The following is a 19,356-nucleotide window of genomic DNA, read 5'->3' on the forward strand; positions in this document are numbered from 1 at the left end:
AATGTGGAAATTAAATCAAATATTTCAATCAGTCATATTTTCAGGTTTGAATATAATATGAATACAATAATTATAAATCCCCAAAAAGCTTTATAGAATAGAGTATACCGAAAAACTACTCTCATTATTTTTTATATTATTAAGCCTATTTTATTAAGCCTATAAAGTAAATTTGATATTTTAGATTTTCAGTTTTTCAATAAAAAATTTAAAAAATTCAAAAATAAAAAACTATTTAAATAATTAAAACAATGATAAAAACTTAAAAATTATATAAATATAAACATAAAAAAATACCAAACGGTGAATTATATAAATTAAAAGAAATTAACATAAATAAAATATGACTATTTTATAGGATAATTTATTCCATATCAAGCAACTCCGCCTTTAATAAATACCGGGCATAATGCCAATATTTATTGGCTATAAAAGAAATAATTCGGATAAGAATAAAGGTGGAGGTGAATATAAATATATGGATAAAAAAATTAGAAATTTCACCATATTTGTTTTAGCAATCAGCCTTTTTGCGATTTTATTAAGCGGATGTGGTGCCCAAAGCGGTCAGGACAGAAACCGAATGCAAACACCTCAGGATAATATGCAAGGTACCACAAACGCACCTGGACAAATAGGCATGCTTAGTTCAGAAAGGATGAATGACGGAATTTCTGGTACTGATCAGGGAGGAACCGGATTACTGGGGATAAATCCCGGCCAGAATGAATCGCAAGGAAATAACCTCAATCAGAATGGATTATTGGGAACTAATAAAGGAAACAGAAACGGGAACACTATCGGGAACAACGGAGTAAACGGTGCAAATACGCAAGGTACAAGAATTGATGTAGATAAGTCCCGAAAAATTGAAACTGAGCTAAAGAAGATGAGGGGCATTGAAGATGTGAATGTATTGATAAACGGGAATACAGCTCTTGTAAGCTGCAGGACTTCTGCTTCTGCAGGAGAAAGAACGGCTGTAAGAAACCAGATAGTGCAAAAAGTAAAGGAAATTGATAATTCACTTACTGATGTGAGGGTAAGCGAATCACCTGATATAATGAAAGATATGAGAAGACTATCTGACGATATTAACAAAAACAGACCTATGGAAAATATAATAGAAGAATTTAACAGGATGTTCCAGGGAGTCAATCCAGCCACTTAAATGACAGAATATCATGTTTTATTAATGATAATGGAGAATACGGGGATGATAATAGAAACACCCCGTATTATTTATTTATGTTATTTAAGTCGCAGATTAAGTTGTATTTAAATTGTAGATATTATAAAATTAAAAAAAAGTCTATGGAGGCGTTTATGCTATTAATTAAAAATGCAAAAATACTTACCATGGCAGGAGTAAATTATGAAAGTGGGTATATTTTTACAGAAAACGGCAAGATAACAGCTATAGGAGATAGCGGTACAGCAGATTTTGTAAAGAATTTAATTATGGATTTTAATAAAGTTAAAATAATTGATGCTAAAGGAGCTTTTGTATTACCTGGATTTATTGATGCCCACTGCCATGTAGGCATGTGGGAAGATTCTGTTGGTATAGAGGGCGCAGATGGGAATGAAGGTACTGATCCTATTACTCCTCATCTCAGAGCAATAGATGGTGTTTACTATTCAGACAGGTCTTTTACTGAAGCAAGAGAAAGTGGTGTTACAACCGTAGTAACAGGCCCAGGCAGCGCAAATGTAATAGGAGGGCAGTTTGCAGCTTTAAAAACCTATGGCAGACGGGTTGAGGATATGATTATTAAGGAACCAGTTGCCATGAAGGTTGCTTTTGGAGAAAACCCTAAACGGGTTTACGGAGAAAAAAAGCAAATGCCTTCAACAAGAATGGCAACTGCGGCGTTACTAAGGGAAAATCTCCTAAAAGCCATAGAATATAAAGAAAAATTGGATGAGTATAATAAGGATAAGAATAATAATGAAAAACCCAAATTAGATTTTAAGCTGGAAAGCCTGGTTAAGGTCCTTAACGGAGAAATTCCTTTAAAGGCACATGCCCACAGGGCAGATGATATATTGACTGCTATCAGGATTGCTAAAGAATTTGGTTTAAGATATACTCTTGATCACTGTACAGAAGGTTATTTAATAAAAGATATATTAGCTGAAGAAGGGGTACAAGCTATTGTAGGGCCTATTCTTACAGACAGGTCTAAAATAGAATTGAGAAGTATGAGCCTGAAAAATCCGGGTATACTCTCAAAAGCCGGTGTTAAAGTTGCCATAATGACAGATCACCCTGTTATACCTGTACAGTACCTGTGTTTGTGTGCTGCCATAGCAGTTAAGGAAGGTATGGATGAAGAGGAAGCTCTTAAGGCTATAACAATTAATGCAGCCCAGATTTGCGAGATAGACCACAGAGTTGGAAGTCTTGAAGTTGGGAAAGACGCAGATATGGTAATTTTTTCAGACCATCCTTTTGAACTAAAATCAAAGGTATTAACAACAATTATTAACGGGAATATTGTATATGAAGCAAATTAAAACCAAATCAACTGAAGAAACAAAAGAAACAGGATATAAATTAGGGAAACTGTTACATAAAGGTGATATTGTCTGCATTTCAGGAGAACTTGGAGTGGGCAAGACAATATTTTCAGGAGGAATTGCCCTCGGCCTGGGAGTGAAAGGCTATATAACCAGTCCCACTTTTACCATTGTAAATGAATATTATGACGGTAGAGTGCCTTTATATCATTTTGATGTATACAGAATAGGTTCCACTGATGAAATGTACGAAATCGGTTTTGAAGAGTATCTTGATGGCGATGGCGTTGTTATTATTGAATGGGCGGAATTGATAGAAAATATTTTGCCTGACCAATATATCCGCGTTACAATTGAAAGAGACAAGGATAATCAGCAGGATGGACGGTGGATAAAGATTGATTTTATAGGTTCAAGGTACGAGGACTATCATAACAAACTTTTAGCGGAATGATTTGGAGGTATACCTGATGGAAAAATCGGAGCATCCGAAGACTGAAATGAAGATACTTGCACTGGATACATCTTCTTCGGTGGCCTCTGTGGCAATATTGGATAAAAACATACTGATGGGAGAGTACTCAATAAACAGCAAAAAAAAGCATTCGCAGATTTTGATGCTAATGGTTAAAGAACTATTAAAGAACCTGGATATTTCTCCCGAGGATATTGATTTATATGCAGTAACCAGCGGGCCAGGTTCTTTTACCGGTCTCAGGATTGGTATTACTGCGGTAAAAGCAATGGCTTATGCGGTAAAAAAGCCTGTAATTGCAGTACCTTCTTTAGAAGCATTGGCATATAATCTGCCTCTGTGGGAAGGTTTGGTTTGCCCTATCATGGATGCAAGAAATAATCAAGTGTATACTGCGCTATATAAATGGAAGGGAAACTTCCTGGAGGCAGTTACTGAATGTAAGGGAATAGCGGTTCAGGAATTAATATTATTAATAATGGATAATATGAAGGATAATAATAAAGTAGCTTTTGTAGGTGACGGCGTTGAGGTACACAGACAGTATATTGCTGAACAGTTAGGAAATAAGGCTGTATTTACGCCTGCAAATCTTATGCTTGTCAGGGCAAGTTCTGTAGCTCTGGCTGCAGCTGCAAAATATTCACGGGGCGAGATAGAGACAGCTTTTGAACTGGTGCCCTTTTATCTGAGAAAATCCCAGGCTGAGAGAGTGCTTGAAAAAAATAATAAGGGTGAAAATGAAGAGGTCTGTGATAAAGTATGAAAGATGTTGAGATTTTTAATGCTACCCCAGAATGTATTGATGGAATTATGATTGTTGAAAATCTTAGCTTTAGAATTCCATGGTCCCGTAATTCAATAACTGATGAAATTACAAAAAATAGTTTTGCGAAATATATATGTGCAAGGATAGGAAATCAGATAGTGGGTTATGCAGGAATGTGGATTATATGCGGAGAAGGGCATATAACAAATATAGCTGTTCATCCTGAATTCAGAAGAAATGGTATAGGAAGCAGACTATTAAGCAAACTTGTTGAAATAGCAAGAGAAAATGATGTATATGCAATGACCCTTGAAGTCAGAAAAAGCAACCTGGGAGCTCAGGAACTTTATAAAAAACATGGGTTTAAGCCCAGTGGAATCCGGAAGGCATATTACTCAGACAATGGAGAGGATGCCATAATTATGTGGAAAGAAATTTTCTGAGCAAACTCGCTTCGCCCGGGAATTCAGTAGAGAATAAAAAATAATACGGCTTAAATGATTGAAAATAGAATAATTGACATAAAATTTAAAATATAACATAAGATAAAAATATTTATAATCAGCTTGGTTGAGCCTCCTAGAAAATTAAGCAAGGGATATAAGTTAAAAAAAAAATCATACTAGTTTAATGGAGGTGAAACTTGCTGATGCTAAAAAAACTAGCATTATTAATGATTATATTTGTACTTACGGGCTGTGCTTCTTCAAACAGATTGCCTGAAGAAGACCTGCCTGATGCAGGTAAGCAGCTTTTAGGCGAGCAGGAATCCACCCAGATTGAACCTCCTCCGGAACCAACAGTAAAACCTGGAGTTTTTCTGGGAGAAATGGATGTGGGTGGTATGGAAAGGTCGTCAGTATTGCATAAGATAGAGCTGCATGCCCTGGATGTGGATATTAAAATGATAAATGCTAGTATTAACCCTGAAACCTGGGAGATTTATCCTGAAAAGGCAGGTAAAAGAGTTAATGTTGAGAAGACTCTTGAACTTGTTATGAACGCTAATGAAGGAGAAAAGGTAGATTATGTAATTGAGGAAATTCCTCCTGAAATTACTTCAGAAATGGTTAAAAACAATATAGTACTAATAGCAAGTTATTCAACACCATTAATTGATAGAACCCCTTCAAGAGTTAATAATATAAAGCTGGCTGCAAAAAAAATAAATGGTATAAAACTTGCTCCCGGAGAAGAGTTTTCTTTTAATAGGATAGTAGGGAGAAGAACAGAAGGCAAAGGTTATGAACTTGCTCCTATTATAGTAAACACCGAGGATGGGCCTGAGAAAGGATATGGAGTAGGAGGAGGAGTTTGCCAGGTATCGACCACAATTTATAATGCAGTAGCAAAATGCGGCCTTAAAGTGACAGAAAGACACATGCATTCAAAAGATATTAATTATGTACCTGAAGGTAAAGATGCTACGGTTTCTTACGGATCTGTAGATTTTAGATTTGTAAACAACAGGGACCATTCTATAATGATAAAAGTCTATCTTCATAATAAGAAGGTAATTGCTGAAATATATGAAAACAGAAACTAAAGTAATAAATTTGATATGTACTTATCGTATTATATTTTTTTTGTTATAATACTTTTAAAGATTTATTAAAAAATCAACAAGTATACTCCTGCATTAAATGTGGGAGATGAATTGCTAAAATATAAACGAGGCTCAAAAACGATGCAAAGTATGGCAGGGAGGATTTTAGAATGATAATGAAAGAAATAAAGGTTGGCATACAAACCGGGCTGCAATCAAAGACAGCTGCAGTGTTTATACAAAAAGCATCCGGTTTTAAATCCAGCATATGGATTGAAAAAGAAGAGAGGAAGGCTAATGCAAAAAGTCTTTTGGGGCTTTTGTCCCTGGGGATAGGAAAAGGTTCAGAAGTTACAATTATAGTGGACGGAGAAGATGAACAGCAGGCGCTTAATGAACTGGAAGAATACCTGCAATCTGACGGTATAGAGAATACATAACTCTTAGTAATAAGGAAGTAGGAGGTAGTAATTGACAGAAAATTTTAATATTCAGGAAGAATTAAAAAAAATGCCCGAATTACCGGGCGTTTATATTATGAAGAATGAAGATGGAGAAATTATTTATATAGGAAAGGCTGTTAATTTAAAGAATAGAGTAAGACAGTATTTTCAACCTCAGGCCAGACAACTTCCAAAGGTTAATGCTATGGTACCCAAAATAAAGAAATTTGAGTATATAGTAACAGATACCGAAATGGAAGCATTAATCCTGGAATGCAATTTAATAAAAAAACACAGGCCAAAATTCAACATACTTTTAAAAGACGATAAAACTTATCCATATATTAAGATAACTATGGGAGAAGAATATCCCAGAATACTTATTACACGGAGGATAGTAAAAGACGGTTCCAGATATTTCGGACCTTACTCAAATGCAGGGGCTGTAAAAGATACTGTTGATTTATTAAAAAAGCTTTTTCCCCTGAAAACATGCAACAGGGTATTGCCAAGAGATATAGGTAAGGAAAGGCCATGCCTGAATTTTCATATAAAACAGTGTTTGGGGCCATGTAAAGGAGATGTCGACAAGGAAAAATACAGGGCTGTTATGGCAGATATATGCAGTTTTCTTGAAGGACGGCAGGAAAAAATCATAGAAAGGCTTGAACAGCAAATGAGGGAAGCTGCTGAGGAAATGGAGTTTGAAAAGGCAGCATTTATCAGGGATAAAATAAACAGTCTGAAGCATGTTCTGGAAAAACAGAAAATAGTATCTGTAAATTTTGAAGATATGGATGTTATAGCTTTTGCAATGGAACCCGGCATGGCTTGTGCTCAGGTTTTTTTTGTAAGAGGAGGGAAACTTCTAGGCAGGGAACATTATATTTTTGATCAGATTGAAGATGGGGATTCTGAATTAATTACTTCATTTATAAAACAGTTCTATAGTTCGGCAGCTTTTGTTCCCAAAGAGATATTGATTAGTGGTGAAATTGAGGAAAGAGAATTAATTGAACAATGGCTGAGTAATAAAAAAGGTACTCGTGTTTATATAAAAGTACCAAAAAGAGGTGAAAAATTCGATCTGGTAAAAATGGTTGCAAATAATGCTGCCATTGAATTATCCCGTTTCAAGGAAAGAGTTTTGTCAGAGAATAAATTTGCCGAGGAAGGACTGGAAAATCTGTCAAAAGTCCTGGGTTTAAAGACAAATCCTGAAAGAATAGAAGCTTTTGATATCTCAAACACAGGCCGGACAGAGATGGTTGCATCAATGGTTGTGTTTGAAAAAGGAATGCCTGCAAAAAAAGAATATCGGAGATTTAAAATCAAATGGGTGGAAGGCATAAATGACTATGGCGCTATGCAGGAAGTAATATACAGGAGATTTAGAAATACAGAATTTAATAAAATGCCGGATATTATACTTGTAGATGGCGGCTCAGGCCATGTCAGATCTGTTAAGCTTGTTCTTGATGAATTAAATGCACAAATCCCTGTAGCGGGTATGGTAAAGGATGAAAAGCACCGTACCAGATCCCTGGTGTTTCAGGAAAGTGAAATTGACCTCTCAACTAATATAACTTTACTAAGGTTTATTTCATCTGTTCAAAATGAAGCTCACAGGTTTGCACTGGAATATAATAAAAAACTTAGGGCAAAGAGATATAGAGCCTCGGAATTAGATGACATTAAGGGAATAGGTGAAGCAAGAAAAGCATCCCTGCTCAAACATTTTGGATCTGTAAGCAGGATTAAGGAAGCCAGCATTGAGGAACTGGCTACCGTAAAGGGTATAAGCAAACCGTTAGCTCAGGAAATATATGATTTTTTTCATAAGGTGAATAAGTGATAAGGAAAATTCTTGATTATTTCTTTGATAAAAGTGAGTTTTCCTGAGAGACTTTCTTTGGAATAATCTTCACAGATTTTTAAATTATTAGTGCTTATTTGTAAATAATTAAGTTAAATCTGTTAATACTATTATCAGTACTTTAATTCTAAGGTAAAGCAGACAATTTGGAGGGATAATATGAGGAAAAAAATAATTTGCTTAATAGTACTGACATTAGTATTAACGTCAGTAATTGGTGCCTTTATTTCTCAAAAGGGAAATGTTCAGGCAGCAACCAGTTTTGATGTATATGGATATGTGGAAGGTGTTGTAACTTCTTCGGGTCTGAATGTCAGATCAGGACCTTCAGTTAATTACAAAGTTGTACATGTCCTTTATAAAGGGCAAAAAGTTAAAGTGCTTGGGAAACTTGGCAACTGGTATGTAATACATGACCCTTCAACAGATTATGTAGGAGCAGTCAGTGCTAATTACATGACCATTAATTGGCCTAAGACCACCCCAAAACCCACACCAGCTCCAACACCCACACCAACGCCAGCGCCCGATATACCTCCGGCAGAACAGCCAGGTACAACTCCTTCGGATATATCAGCCGAGGAACAGCAGCTTCTTGATCTTGTAAATAAAGCAAGAGCAGAAGCGGGAGTAGGCGCATTGAAATTTGACATGGAATTGATGAAAGTAGCAAGACTCAAGGCGAAGGATATGGTAGATAATAACTACTTCTCTCACCAGTCACCTACTTATGGTTCTCCTTTTGACATGATGAAGCAGTTTAATATCAGCTTCAGAACAGCAGGAGAAAACATAGCAGGAAACAGAACGGTTGAAGGTGCTTTCAAGGCATGGATGAATTCTGAAGGACACAGAAGAAACATACTTAACGGAAGCTTCAATTATGTAGGATTTGGTATTGTACCAAGTAACACTTACGGAAAGATACTTGTTCAAATGTTTATAGGAAGATAAGAGTAGGGGGACACTCCCGGAATAAGGGGACACTCCTGCACTTTTTACACTTTAATTTTGTGTTATTAGTGAAGGAGTGTCCCCTTTCCGATTGTGGAACTTTTTTTATTCTTCAACGTCCAAAACAATAAAGGGACACTCCTTCACTTTTAGCATTAAGTGAAGGAATGTCCCTTTATGCTTATGCGTACATAAGTTAACAATTGTAGGTAATTTTTTATATTGGATAATTGTTTACATAATGGTATAATATACACGTGCTGAATCCTTTAAAATACATACATAGAAATAAAGGAACGGGGGATATTTTTTGGGGTTAATTTCGTTGTGCTTTTTTATGCCATAACGAAGGGGTGATCTCTTCTACCTAACCCGTCAACTAACCTCGTAAGCATAAAGAAGAGAGGGGTAGTATGAGGAAGGGAAAGAAGGCTTTCACGACAGTGATAGCTGTTGGAATGTCCGCCATTATTTTCTTGAATACTAATACGGTGTCGGCATCGGTAGTATTGAAGAAAGGCATGGAAGGAAGCGCGGTCACTTCACTGCAAAGTAATCTTAAAAAGCTTGGTTTCTTTAATTCTAATCCCACAGGTTATTACGGGGATATTACAGAAACAGCAGTTAGAAACCTGCAGAGAGAATACGGGTATTGGATTGATGGCATAGCAGGGCCTGAAACCTTGAATTTAGTGGACAAGCTCATAAGAGATTTGGATAATACTTCTTCAAGAGCATCAGCAGAAATGGCAAATCCATATACAACAACTCTAAAAAAAGGTATGCGCGGAGATTTGGTCACTACATTGCAGAATGATTTAAAAAGTCTTGGTTTCTTCAACAACGAAGTTACAGGCTATTTTGGGGATGTTACAGAAACAGCGGTAAAAAACCTGCAGAAGGAGTACGGGTATTGGATAGACGGTGTGGTTGGTTCATCCACTGCAGGACTTATAAACAGATTGTTGGGAAGAGAGACAGCCAGTAACCAGGATGTTGCATCAAGAAGCGGAGATGTAAGAAGTGAATCAAGGCAGGAAAGTTATGATTTATCCTGGAGCAAGGTAAATTCCCAGATATTCACTATAGGAAAGGTTGCAACAGTATATGATATCTGGAGCGGTAAGAGCTTTAATGTAAAAAGAACGTATGGATATAACCATGCAGACTGCGAAACACTTACTGCAGAGGATACCAGAATCATGAAAGAAATATACGGCGGACAATGGAGTTGGGACAGGCGTCCAATAATATTGGATGTAGACGGGACAAAAATTGCTGCCTCCATGGCTGGAATGCCGCATGCCGGAAATGAAAGCGCTGCTGCCAATACATATGTTAAATGGAGAAGCGGCGGTTATGGCGCAGGAACTAACCTTGACACTGTTAAAGGCAATGAAATGGACGGACATTTTGACATTCACTTTAAAGGTAGCAAAACTCATGGAACAAACAGTGTAAACAGTGCCCACCAAAAAGCAATTCAGCAAGCAAACGAATGGGCTAAAAATAATTATTAGAGTAACATTTATATAATGTTACGGCCACATTAATAAAACATACTCTCAAAGAAAAGTACTTAAGTGGAATAGCTTAAGTACTTTTTTTTATGGATAAATATTGAAATAAAAGGAGATAATATATAAGCAAGAAAATTTCTCTAAAATGAAAACTTGCTGCCATTGTATTATGAAAAAGTAAAAATAATGAAAGGAGTAGCAAACAAATGGGAGATAAGAGCAAGAAAAAGAAAAAGAGCAAAAGTGCAAAATCAGAACCTTCTGCTGCAAATGATCAGCTAGGTGAAAATCCAGCTCAGGGAAGGCTCTCAAGGAACATCAGCGAAGAAAAGAGATAAAACTCAGCGAATTTATAAACAAAAAGTCATACAGTAATGTGTGACTTTTTTGTTATTGAAAATTATTATATAAACATGATAATATAATGCAAGACTGAAATGATATTTACTTTTTGAGAATGAAACATTAATTAAAAGGACGGTTTATGTTTATAATGAAAACCATTTACTATACAGTTGCTATAATAAAGAGAAGACCGGCTTTACTATGGTTAATGGCAATGGCAGTTTTTGTATATTTAATATTTGCAAGATATAATCCAGTTATGCCGATAATTCTTGGCCTTGGAAAAGTAACAGGAGGTACTGTTTCTGAGAGCATAATTTCTTTTTTGCAGATATCAATAGATCCTGAAATTTTTCCCTACATACTTGCAGCCCTGTTAGGTTTATCAATAATTGGATCTGTATTGCTGGGAATTTTTATCTCAGGATACTTTAACGTTTTATACAATGCTTTGATTGCAGAACCAAGAAAAAAGGGTGAATTCTATTCAGGAGTAAGAATTTATGGCGGTAAAATCATTCTGGCAACATTCAGGGTCATCTTGTTCGGATTGGCTTTAATGATATTTATGGCTATATCATCAATTCCTGCAATTGTTATTTCTAAGCTTGCTTCAGAGGGAAGAACCGGATTTGGCACACCTTCAATACTTATTGGGATATTGACAGCTTTAACACTTTATTTTTTATTCATGTACTTCAGGGTATATATATCCTATTGGTACCCTGCAATAATACAGGGAGCAAAAAAACCTTTTCTGACTTCCCGGAAGTTAGTAAACAAACATTTTTGGAGATTTGTATTTAGTTTTCTGTTATTTGATGCAATATTGGTAGGCGTTAATTTCCTGTTAGGGAAAGTCCCAAATGCAACCCTGGTTTTCATAGCTAAGTTGATTTTTTATACATTTTTAATTCTTTTATATGTTTCATATATATTCTATACATATGAAATATTCAGGAAAGAATATACCAAGTGAAAAAGCCAGGGCTGTTTAAGCCAGAAGTATATATATCAGTAATATTGTAAGCAATTCATCTTCTATTCCATCTTTAAGAAATAAAATAATCAGCCCTATCAATATTAATTCTTCCAGATGTATATGCTCTCTGATAATATCTATTAAAGAAGGCCTATACTGAGAAGGATGCAGAACTCTGCCCGTTATTTTTCTGTCTGTAGAGCTGATATTTTCTTCCTGGTTTGGAAGAGGTATATCAATTTTTGATTTTGAGGATGAAGCTTCAGCACCGGCATCATCAATCTGTTCTTTTTCTTTCTCAGTCCAAGTTTTTTCTGTAACAGGCCTTCTCTTTACTTCCGGATAGTAATATCTTCTGTTTATGTACGGGGGCTTTCCATATAACATAAGCTCACCCTCCTAATAGTCGATTTTATTACTATTATCCAGAATGTTTGCTAACTTTGACATTCTGATAATATTAATGCAGTTATTGATATTTTTTTGTCTTCTCTTGCTCATAAAGGGTTTTAATGCGGATAAGAGATTAATCCTTGGATCATTAGCCATATTAGCATTTATAGTTCTCATAAGTGAATTCAACATTTCTGTATTATCTGGATGGTGTGAAGAATTTTGCTTTTCATGTTTTTCTTGATTCTTTTCTTTTTGCTCATTTGCCTTTGGGGAAGAATCCTCTTTGCCGGACTGGCCCCCCAAGAGAGAAAGAATTCCCATAAGGTTTTCCGGAAGGTTTTCCTGGCTTAACAATTCCGTCAGCTGTTTTATTTTGTTGTTCAGCTCATCACTCATTTAATATTCCTCCAAAAGCTTTTTACGCAACACTTTTTGCTATTTAAACTCAAAATGTATGTATGAAATTAAAATATTTTCAATTAATAGTATATTCAGTTAATATTCAATAATGTCTTTTATTTTTTTTATTATTTCTTCACCTTGGTCACCTATAAGTTTAGCCATGTTATCAAAATCAGACTTGGAAACCAGTTGTTTTATTTCATCTTTATCTATGTTTAAATCATTAAACTTTGACATATCAAATTCATTTATTTTTCTCATAAGTTCATCTTTATCCATTTTATTAATTTTCTTTACCAGATCATCTATTTCTCCTTTCTTAAGCATATCAATGGCAGCATTTAGCTTTGCCTGTAAAACTTTTTCATCCACTTTCCCAAATATTTCAGCGAGCTTTTTGTTAAAAGAATTATTCATAAAACCATCCCTTTCTAATTTTCTAGTAATGTTATTGAATATCTATTTATGCTATTTATAAGTCTTGTTATTGAATAATGATTTAAACTTTAAGTAATGGATCCTACTTTGAGCATTGATTTAAACTTTAATTTTGTAGTTAATTATGTAATTGCTGGTCTAAATCAACTCTTTGCTCAGTTCTATCCAATGCTCCAGCCGGTTCGTGAATAAGAGTAATCTCATCGTTCCTGCTTTCATTTGCTATAAACATAAACAGAAAGCTAATAATAATAAATAACAAAGCATTATTTGGGCTGCTGCCGTCAGGACATGTATTTCTATCATCACGGTTGCCGCCGAAAATCGAGAGAATAAATACTATGATGAAAAAAATAATTTCATCATTATTGCTGGCAAACAACCTTTCGATGGATTGGGAAAACTGCTTGAACAGACCCATTTCATCTCCTCCATTAATTATTAATATATTGCCATATATAGTTCTATGAGCAATGAAGGAAAAATGTTACAGAAATATTAAATAAAAGTGGCAATGCCACTTTTATTTAATCCCCGAGCAAAGCGAGTTTGATTATCCTTATTGTATGTCCTATTTATAGAACAGCATTAGGAATACAAGGATGAAAAATAAAATAGTATCATCTCCGCGATATAAATCTATATTATCTGAAAGTGTTCCACCTCTTAAAAGTACTAGAGGCCTGGTGTCATAGAACAGCATAAGAAAGACCAGGATAAAAAACAGTATAGTGCAGTCTTCTGATTTACATTTAATATTTGTCATATAAATAACAAGCCCCCTTTGTTAATATTCATATTACATAATATTGCCGGGAAACAGTTAGTGTTCCAGGGGGAAAAATAAAATGAGAAAATACAACTGTTTTGTTTATTAATTATGTGGTATAAATTAATTTATACTCAGTTATTGCTAATGGTGATAATTTGAGGTTTGCAGAATAATTATTATCTCTAAGAACCATGGTTTGAAGAACTATGATTTAAATTTCATTCTGGCAAAACTTACCTGTATTAAATACCTGCAGTGAAAGGAGGATTATGTGAGTTTTAATTCATATATTCTGGGATTTGTAGAGGGTATACTTACTTTTATTTCTCCATGTATATTACCCCTTCTGCCTGTATACTTTGTTTACCTGGCAGGTGAAAAAATAAAAGATGACGCATCTTCAAATGGATTTGAGTCCCGAAGACTAATAACTAACTCTATAGGATTTGTTATAGGATTTACCATTGTTTTTGTGGTATTGGGCGCCGCAGCTACTTCTCTTGGCCATTTTCTGAAAGAAAATATAGATTTTTTCAGAAAATTGAGTGGCATTATAATGATTATTTTTGGGCTTAATTTCTTGGGCATTATTAACCTTGGTTTTTTAAACAAGGATAGGAGAATAAATTACAAATTCAAGGAACTAAAGTTTATTAACTCAATAATTTTTGGAGCGGCTTTTGGTTTTGGGTGGACTCCCTGTGTAGGAGCATTTCTTGGGTCAGCATTATTAATTGCCGGGAATTCAGATACCATAGGACAGGGGATTTTGTTACTTGTTATTTATTCGGCAGGTCTGGGTATTCCGTTCATTATATCTTCAATTATATTTGATAAAGCGAAAATTGCCTTTAAGCTTATACAAAAGCATAATAGAATAATAAACCTGGTTTCGGGTACTGTATTAATAATTGCAGGCCTTCTGGTGTATTTTGACAAGTTAAAATATATAAGTATTAGTTTATAGAAAGGAAGATATTATTGAAAAGAAATGAAAATGTTATAATATGGATTATACTATTTATTGTTATTATGGCTGCAGCAACGTTGATTTATAACAAGATAAAGCCTGATGCTATAGAGAAGTTTCCGAACAGCCAGAAAGAAGACACTTTAGATAAAAAAGATAACTTATCAGATACTGATGAAAGTGATGAAGGAAATGCTGAAGAACCTGAAGATAATACTTCTGATTCTGAGAAAAATTCTACAAAAAAAGATGCTCCTTTGGCTCCTGATTTTACCATAGAAGATATGGAAGGAAACAAAGTTTCTTTATCAGATTTCAGAGGTAAATATGTTTTTATGAACTTCTGGGCTACCTGGTGTGGTTATTGTGTACAAGAAATGCCGGACCTGGACAAAGCATATAAAGAAATGGAAAAAGAAGGAGATGCTGTTATTATTGCTGTAAATGTTCAGGAAGAATTGGAAACGGTTAAAAAATTTATAGAAGAGGGAAATTTATCCATGCCTGTACTTATGGATTATAAAGGGGAGGCAAGCAGGCTATATGGAATACATGTAAGTGGTATTCCTGTTACCTATGTTATAGACAGAGAAGGTGCCCTATATGGGAGAATAATTGGAGCTACAGACTATGATACTATTATGGGAGTTCTGGAAGAAATAATGAAAGAATCAGAAAAGTAAAGGAGTTGTAGATCATGTATGATATAATAATAATCGGAAGAGGACCTGCAGGTTTATCTGCAGCTTTATATACTGTAAGGGCAAACCTAAAAACTCTGGTTATCGGGAAGGGCAACAGTGCGTTGAAAAAAGCGGATAAAATAGAAAATTATTTTGGATTTTCTGAACCTGTCAGCGGAGAAATGTTGCTCCGTGAAGGTGAAAAACAAGTATTGAGACTTGGAACGGAAATAATTGAAGATGAAGTTGTATCTATTGAGCAGGACCAGAATTTTCATATACACACGCCCAACGGGAAATATGAGGCAAAAGCAGTACTGCTGGCAACAGGGCAGACACAGAAAAAAGTCAAAATAGGTAATCTGGATGATTTTGTCGGAAAGGGAGTAAGTTACTGCACAACTTGTGACGGCTTCTTCTATAGAGGACGCAAAGTTGGAATATTAGGGTTTAAAGATTATGCAATACATGAGGCTATGGAAATGGAGGTGTTTACTAAGGACATCATCATTTATACTAATGGCGCCAGTCTTGACATATCCGATAGTTTTAGAGAAAAGGTTACAAGATTTAAGTTTAACTTTAATAAAATAGCAAAGTTAGAAGGAAATGATTTCCTTCGCAAGATAGTGTTTGAGGATGGTACAAGTGAGGAGATAGACGGGCTTTTTGTTGCCTATGACAGTGCTTCCAGTATTGATTTTGCAAGAAAGCTGGGGATAATGACCGAAGGAAATTCTATTTCTGTAGATAGAAATCAACAGACCAATATACCTGGCATTTTTGCCGCGGGAGATTGTACAGGAGGATTGAAACAGATAGCAACAGCAGTCGGAGAAGGTGCTTTGGCTGCAAGAAGAATAATAGAATATGTGAGAAGTTTATGAATGGAGGGTTTATCATGGAGGTTAACAAAATTTTAAGTATGGTGGACCATACAATACTTAAAAATACAGCCACCTGGGAAGACATAAAGCAGGCATGTGATGATGGCATAAGATATGGAGTTGCCTGTGTTTGTGTTCCCAATTGTTATGTGGCTAATGCAAAGAAATATGTAGGGGACAGGGTTAACATTGGTTCTGTAACCGGGTTCCCCTATGGATATAATACTACAGAGGCAAAAATATTTGAGGCAAAGAAAGCAATAGAAGATGGCGCAGATGAAATTGATATGGTTCTAAATATTGGATGGCTTAAGTCTGGAAATTTTCAGGCAGTAGAAGATGAAATTAAAGCAATAAAAGAAGCAGTTGGAAACAAAACTCTGAAAGTAATAATAGAAACAGGTGTCCTGACAGAAGAGGAAAAAATCGCCGCCTGTAAAATAGTTACAAATGCAGGTGCTGATTTCATTAAAACTTCAACGGGTTTTACCGTGGGGGGAGCTACCAGGGAAGATGTTAAGCTATTTGCTGAAAATGTAGGTAAAGGTGTAAGAATAAAAGCAGCAGGCGGGATAAAAACCTTAGAAGCTGCAGAAGATTTTATTAATCTTGGTGCAACCAGATTAGGAACCAGTACACTGATAAAAAACATAAAAGGCCAGAAGATTGAAGGCAGTGAGACTTATTAAGTTGTTTACGTCGAGGTGCAGGATTTATGAGGATGTATGATATCATTATCAAAAAAAGAAACGGTGGAAGCCTGACAGAGGAAGAAATCCGTTTCTTTGTTGATGGATATACCAATGGTAGAATACCAGATTATCAGATATCTGCCTTATTGATGGCAATATTTTTTAGAGGTATGAACAGCCAGGAAACTTCCCTGTTAACCAAATCTATGGCAGAGTCAGGCAGTATGGTGGATTTATCCTCCATTCCCGGCATAAAGGTTGATAAACACAGTACGGGAGGAGTAGGAGATAAAACAACCATGGTAGTTTGCCCTATTGTTGCTTCCTGCGGAGTTCCGGTAGCAAAAATGTCCGGACACGGTTTAGGACATACGGGGGGTACTTTGGACAAACTTGAATCAATTCCAAACTTTACAACATCAATCCCTATTGAGCAGTTTATAAAAATTGTTAAAGAAATAGGATTGAGCGTTATAGGCCAAACAACTAATCTTGCACCTGCAGATAAAAAGTTATATGCGCTAAGGGATGTAACCGGAACTGTAGACAATATTTCTCTAATTGCAGCAAGTATTATGAGTAAGAAGATTGCTGCCGGTGCGGATGCTATTTTACTGGATGTTAAAACAGGCAGCGGAGCCTTTATGAAAACAATTGAAGATTCCATAAAACTTGCGCAGGAAATGGTATCAATAGGTGAACATGTGGGCAGAAAAACTGTGGCTTTAATCACCAACATGGATAGACCCCTTGGAAATGCAATAGGCAACTCCCTGGAAGTAATTGAAGCCGTAGAAACTTTAAAAGGTAAAGGACCTGGTGATTTTGAAGAGGTATGTCTTAACCTGTCTGCCAACATGCTATATCTAGCGCAAAAAAGCAGTCTGGAAGATTGCATGCAGTTAGCCAGAGATGCTCTGAGGCAAGGGAGGGCGCTGGCTAAGTTCAGAGAAATGGTTATTTATCAGAAAGGTGATGTATCTGTTATAGATAATACCTCTCTTTTCCCAAAAGCTCCTATAGAACACCAGATTAAAGCGGAAAAGGATGGATGGATTGCCACAATGGATACCGAGCGGTGGGGCTTGGCTTCTGTTGTACTTGGAGCAGGCAGGGAAAGAAAAGATGATGAAATTGACCATAGCGCAGGAATTATTATAAATGCCAAATTAGGGGATAATGTTAGAAAAGGGCAGACTATTGCCACTTTATATACTTCAAGGGAACATACTGTTAAGATTGCGGAGGATATATTAAAAGGGTCATTTTCTATTAGCCCGGTACCTGTACAAATTGCTCCGCTAATACATGCAAGGGTTACTATAGATGGAATAGAAAGATACTAAATCTGGGCCGAGGTGACATGAGTGAATAAAAGAGTTATTTTAGTTGTACTTGACAGCGTAGGGATGGGAGAACTTCCGGATGCCTCTGAATATGGGGATGAGGGAAGTAATACACTAAGAACTTTATGGAGAAGCGGACAGTTGAATGTACCTAACCTTACCCAGATGGGCTTATTCAACATTGAAGGAAATGAATATGCAGAAGGTGTTGAGAAGCCAACTGGTTCATTTGCCCGGCTTGCAGAAATATCAAAAGGCAAGGATACAACAACCGGCCATTGGGAGATTGCAGGACTGATATCTGAGAGGCCTTTTCCTACATATCCAGATGGTTTTCCTAAAGAAATAATAGATGCTTTTGAAAAGGCTACAGGTAAAAAAGTACTGTGCAATAAACCTTATTCCGGAACAGAGGTAATAGATGATTATGGAGAAGAACATTTAAGAACCGGAGCACTTATAGTATACACTTCTGCAGACAGTGTATTTCAGGTTGCCGCGAATGAAGAAGTGGTACCTGTGGAAGAGTTGTACAGATACTGCAGGATTGCAAGAGATTTACTCAAGGGTGAACATGCCGTAGCCCGTGTTATTGCAAGACCTTTTATAGGAAGCAAAAAAGGCGGGTTTATCCGTACACCCAACAGACATGATTTTTCTCTTGAGCCCCAGGGTGAAACTATATTGGATATTCTTACAGAAGAAGGTATTAATACTGTAGGGGTAGGGAAAATATATGATATTTTCGCAGGCAGAGGAGTACAAAAAAGTATTAAAATGTCGGACAATGTTGATGGCATGAACAAAACAATTAAATTAGTTCAAGAGAGAGAACAAGGATTTATTTTTGTAAATCTTGTGGATTTTGATATGAAATATGGTCACAGAAATAATATTGCCGGATACACTGAAGCTCTTAACACTTTTGACATGCAGTTAAAGGATCTTCTTGAATCAATGCAAAGCGAGGATATCCTGATTATCACGGCTGATCATGGCTGTGATCCGGGCACTCCCAGCACTGATCATTCAAGGGAATATGTTCCCATGCTCATATACGGGGAGAGTATAAAACGGGGTGTTGACCTTGGAACAAGGCCAACTTTCAGCGATATTGCCGCCACTGTTGCAGAAATCTTTAAGGTGAAACCTCCCGCTTCAGGAGAAAGTTTTTATAGTTTAGTGAAAATTTGATAGCTTGTATTTGACCTTGTCAATAACTTTTGAAAATGTCACCTAAAAAGACTAAAAAAACGAGTTAATTATCTTGTGAAAATGTCACTTAAAAATAAAAAAAGTGGTGTTGGAATCTGTAAAATGAAAAAGCATTATTGAGT

General features: G+C 35.9%; 22 protein-coding genes. 17 read left to right on the forward strand and 5 right to left on the reverse strand.

The features are described from left to right. The first annotated feature begins 478 nt into the window (after positions 1-478). The 11 genes from GXX20_03580 to GXX20_03630 all read left to right on the forward strand — a co-directional run bounded on the left by GXX20_03580 (position 479) and on the right by GXX20_03630 (position 11,430). Positions 479-1,171 carry a hypothetical protein gene (locus tag GXX20_03580; protein HHW30743.1) on the forward strand — a complete coding sequence of 231 codons (693 nt, stop codon included), beginning with the start codon at positions 479-481 and terminating at the stop codon, positions 1,169-1,171. Positions 1,172-1,326: 155 nt separating this feature from the next. After that, positions 1,327-2,520, forward strand: a complete 1,194-nt coding sequence (locus GXX20_03585) for an amidohydrolase (GenBank protein ID HHW30744.1) — start codon at positions 1,327-1,329, stop codon at positions 2,518-2,520. Beyond that, entirely contained in the window at positions 2,507-2,977 is a 471-nt protein-coding gene (tsaE, locus tag GXX20_03590; protein HHW30745.1) for a tRNA (adenosine(37)-N6)-threonylcarbamoyltransferase complex ATPase subunit type 1 TsaE, read from the forward strand. The genes GXX20_03585 and tsaE overlap by 14 nt, the downstream gene beginning before the upstream one ends. Positions 2,978-3,023: 46 nt before the next feature. Then, on the forward strand, positions 3,024-3,764 hold the full coding sequence (gene tsaB, locus GXX20_03595; GenBank protein ID HHW30746.1) for a tRNA (adenosine(37)-N6)-threonylcarbamoyltransferase complex dimerization subunit type 1 TsaB: 741 nt from the start codon (positions 3,024-3,026) through the stop codon (positions 3,762-3,764). Continuing rightward, positions 3,761-4,210, forward strand: a complete 450-nt coding sequence (gene rimI, locus GXX20_03600; GenBank protein ID HHW30747.1) for a ribosomal protein S18-alanine N-acetyltransferase — start codon at positions 3,761-3,763, stop codon at positions 4,208-4,210. The genes tsaB and rimI overlap by 4 nt, the downstream gene beginning before the upstream one ends. A gap of 206 nt (positions 4,211-4,416) precedes the next feature. Beyond that, positions 4,417-5,313: a VanW family protein gene (locus tag GXX20_03605; protein ID HHW30748.1), complete on the forward strand. Its 897-nt coding sequence runs from the start codon at positions 4,417-4,419 to the stop codon at positions 5,311-5,313. A 170-nt stretch (positions 5,314-5,483) separates the two neighbouring features. Continuing rightward, on the forward strand, positions 5,484-5,753 hold the full coding sequence (locus GXX20_03610) for an HPr family phosphocarrier protein (GenBank protein HHW30749.1): 270 nt from the start codon (positions 5,484-5,486) through the stop codon (positions 5,751-5,753). Between the two features lie 70 nt (positions 5,754-5,823). Then, positions 5,824-7,611, forward strand: a complete 1,788-nt coding sequence (gene uvrC / locus GXX20_03615; protein ID HHW30750.1) for an excinuclease ABC subunit UvrC — start codon at positions 5,824-5,826, stop codon at positions 7,609-7,611. A gap of 180 nt (positions 7,612-7,791) precedes the next feature. Then, on the forward strand, positions 7,792-8,586 hold the full coding sequence (locus GXX20_03620) for an SH3 domain-containing protein (protein ID HHW30751.1): 795 nt from the start codon (positions 7,792-7,794) through the stop codon (positions 8,584-8,586). A gap of 413 nt (positions 8,587-8,999) precedes the next feature. Then, a complete protein-coding gene (locus tag GXX20_03625; protein ID HHW30752.1) occupies positions 9,000-10,106 on the forward strand; it encodes a peptidoglycan-binding protein in 1,107 nt (368 codons plus the stop codon). A 484-nt stretch (positions 10,107-10,590) separates the two neighbouring features. After that, a complete protein-coding gene (locus GXX20_03630) occupies positions 10,591-11,430 on the forward strand; it encodes a hypothetical protein (GenBank protein HHW30753.1) in 840 nt (279 codons plus the stop codon). A 15-nt stretch (positions 11,431-11,445) separates the two neighbouring features. Here GXX20_03630 and GXX20_03635 read toward each other — a convergent pair whose 3' ends face one another. From GXX20_03635 to GXX20_03655, 5 genes are all read right to left on the reverse strand, one after another. Next, on the reverse strand, positions 11,446-11,820 hold the full coding sequence (locus GXX20_03635) for a hypothetical protein (protein HHW30754.1): 375 nt from the start codon (positions 11,818-11,820) through the stop codon (positions 11,446-11,448). Between the two features lie 12 nt (positions 11,821-11,832). Next, entirely contained in the window at positions 11,833-12,225 is a 393-nt protein-coding gene (locus tag GXX20_03640) for a hypothetical protein (protein HHW30755.1), read from the reverse strand. Between the two features lie 99 nt (positions 12,226-12,324). Then, entirely contained in the window at positions 12,325-12,648 is a 324-nt protein-coding gene (locus GXX20_03645) for a membrane trafficking protein (GenBank protein HHW30756.1), read from the reverse strand. Positions 12,649-12,787: 139 nt separating this feature from the next. Next, positions 12,788-13,090, reverse strand: a complete 303-nt coding sequence (locus GXX20_03650) for a hypothetical protein (GenBank protein HHW30757.1) — start codon at positions 13,088-13,090, stop codon at positions 12,788-12,790. 150 nt (positions 13,091-13,240) lie between these two features. Next, positions 13,241-13,435 (reverse strand): hypothetical protein, encoded by a 195-nt coding sequence (locus GXX20_03655; GenBank protein HHW30758.1) that lies wholly within the window; start codon positions 13,433-13,435, stop codon positions 13,241-13,243. 277 nt (positions 13,436-13,712) lie between these two features. Here GXX20_03655 and GXX20_03660 point away from each other — a divergent pair, with 277 nt between their 5' ends. The 6 genes from GXX20_03660 (at position 13,713) to GXX20_03685 (ending at position 19,213) form a co-directional block, all read left to right on the forward strand. Continuing rightward, a complete protein-coding gene (locus GXX20_03660) occupies positions 13,713-14,408 on the forward strand; it encodes a cytochrome c biogenesis protein CcdA (GenBank protein ID HHW30759.1) in 696 nt (231 codons plus the stop codon). 14 nt (positions 14,409-14,422) lie between these two features. After that, on the forward strand, positions 14,423-15,094 hold the full coding sequence (locus tag GXX20_03665) for a TlpA family protein disulfide reductase (protein HHW30760.1): 672 nt from the start codon (positions 14,423-14,425) through the stop codon (positions 15,092-15,094). 14 nt (positions 15,095-15,108) lie between these two features. Then, a complete protein-coding gene (locus GXX20_03670; GenBank protein ID HHW30761.1) occupies positions 15,109-15,981 on the forward strand; it encodes an NAD(P)/FAD-dependent oxidoreductase in 873 nt (290 codons plus the stop codon). 14 nt (positions 15,982-15,995) lie between these two features. Further along, the gene (deoC, locus tag GXX20_03675) at positions 15,996-16,670 is read left to right on the forward strand and encodes a deoxyribose-phosphate aldolase (GenBank protein HHW30762.1); all 675 of its coding nucleotides are present in this window, start codon (positions 15,996-15,998) and stop codon (positions 16,668-16,670) included. A 26-nt stretch (positions 16,671-16,696) separates the two neighbouring features. Continuing rightward, complete coding sequence (locus GXX20_03680) at positions 16,697-18,019, forward strand: pyrimidine-nucleoside phosphorylase (protein HHW30763.1); 1,323 nt, start codon at positions 16,697-16,699, stop codon at positions 18,017-18,019. A gap of 63 nt (positions 18,020-18,082) precedes the next feature. Next, positions 18,083-19,213 carry a phosphopentomutase gene (locus GXX20_03685; GenBank protein ID HHW30764.1) on the forward strand — a complete coding sequence of 377 codons (1,131 nt, stop codon included), beginning with the start codon at positions 18,083-18,085 and terminating at the stop codon, positions 19,211-19,213. The last annotated feature ends 143 nt before the right edge of the window (positions 19,214-19,356 follow it).

The organism is Clostridiaceae bacterium (assembly GCA_012840395.1).
In the GTDB taxonomy this organism is placed as follows: domain Bacteria; phylum Bacillota; class Clostridia; order Acetivibrionales; family DULL01; genus DULL01.

Excerpts from the sequence above, each read along its gene's own strand:
- GXX20_03670 (HHW30761.1), top strand. The coding sequence starts at position 15,109 with ATGTATGATATAATAATAATCGGAAGAGGACCTGCAGGTTTATCTGCA.
- uvrC (HHW30750.1), top strand. The coding sequence starts at position 5,824 with ATGCCCGAATTACCGGGCGTTTATATTATGAAGAATGAAGATGGAGAA.
- GXX20_03650 (HHW30757.1), bottom strand. The coding sequence starts at position 13,090 with ATGGGTCTGTTCAAGCAGTTTTCCCAATCCATCGAAAGGTTGTTTGCC.
- GXX20_03640 (HHW30755.1), bottom strand. The coding sequence starts at position 12,225 with ATGAGTGATGAGCTGAACAACAAAATAAAACAGCTGACGGAATTGTTA.
- GXX20_03655 (HHW30758.1), bottom strand. The coding sequence starts at position 13,435 with ATGACAAATATTAAATGTAAATCAGAAGACTGCACTATACTGTTTTTT.
- deoC (HHW30762.1), top strand. The coding sequence starts at position 15,996 with ATGGAGGTTAACAAAATTTTAAGTATGGTGGACCATACAATACTTAAA.
- GXX20_03620 (HHW30751.1), top strand. The coding sequence starts at position 7,792 with ATGAGGAAAAAAATAATTTGCTTAATAGTACTGACATTAGTATTAACG.
- GXX20_03680 (HHW30763.1), top strand. The coding sequence starts at position 16,697 with ATGAGGATGTATGATATCATTATCAAAAAAAGAAACGGTGGAAGCCTG.
- GXX20_03685 (HHW30764.1), top strand. The coding sequence starts at position 18,083 with ATGGGAGAACTTCCGGATGCCTCTGAATATGGGGATGAGGGAAGTAAT.
- GXX20_03585 (HHW30744.1), top strand. The coding sequence starts at position 1,327 with ATGCTATTAATTAAAAATGCAAAAATACTTACCATGGCAGGAGTAAAT.
- tsaB (HHW30746.1), top strand. The coding sequence starts at position 3,024 with ATGAAGATACTTGCACTGGATACATCTTCTTCGGTGGCCTCTGTGGCA.
- GXX20_03610 (HHW30749.1), top strand. The coding sequence starts at position 5,484 with ATGATAATGAAAGAAATAAAGGTTGGCATACAAACCGGGCTGCAATCA.
- GXX20_03580 (HHW30743.1), top strand. The coding sequence starts at position 479 with ATGGATAAAAAAATTAGAAATTTCACCATATTTGTTTTAGCAATCAGC.
- GXX20_03605 (HHW30748.1), top strand. The coding sequence starts at position 4,417 with ATGCTAAAAAAACTAGCATTATTAATGATTATATTTGTACTTACGGGC.
- GXX20_03635 (HHW30754.1), bottom strand. The coding sequence starts at position 11,820 with ATGTTATATGGAAAGCCCCCGTACATAAACAGAAGATATTACTATCCG.
- GXX20_03645 (HHW30756.1), bottom strand. The coding sequence starts at position 12,648 with ATGAATAATTCTTTTAACAAAAAGCTCGCTGAAATATTTGGGAAAGTG.
- GXX20_03630 (HHW30753.1), top strand. The coding sequence starts at position 10,591 with ATGTTTATAATGAAAACCATTTACTATACAGTTGCTATAATAAAGAGA.
- GXX20_03625 (HHW30752.1), top strand. The coding sequence starts at position 9,000 with ATGAGGAAGGGAAAGAAGGCTTTCACGACAGTGATAGCTGTTGGAATG.
- tsaE (HHW30745.1), top strand. The coding sequence starts at position 2,507 with ATGAAGCAAATTAAAACCAAATCAACTGAAGAAACAAAAGAAACAGGA.
- rimI (HHW30747.1), top strand. The coding sequence starts at position 3,761 with ATGAAAGATGTTGAGATTTTTAATGCTACCCCAGAATGTATTGATGGA.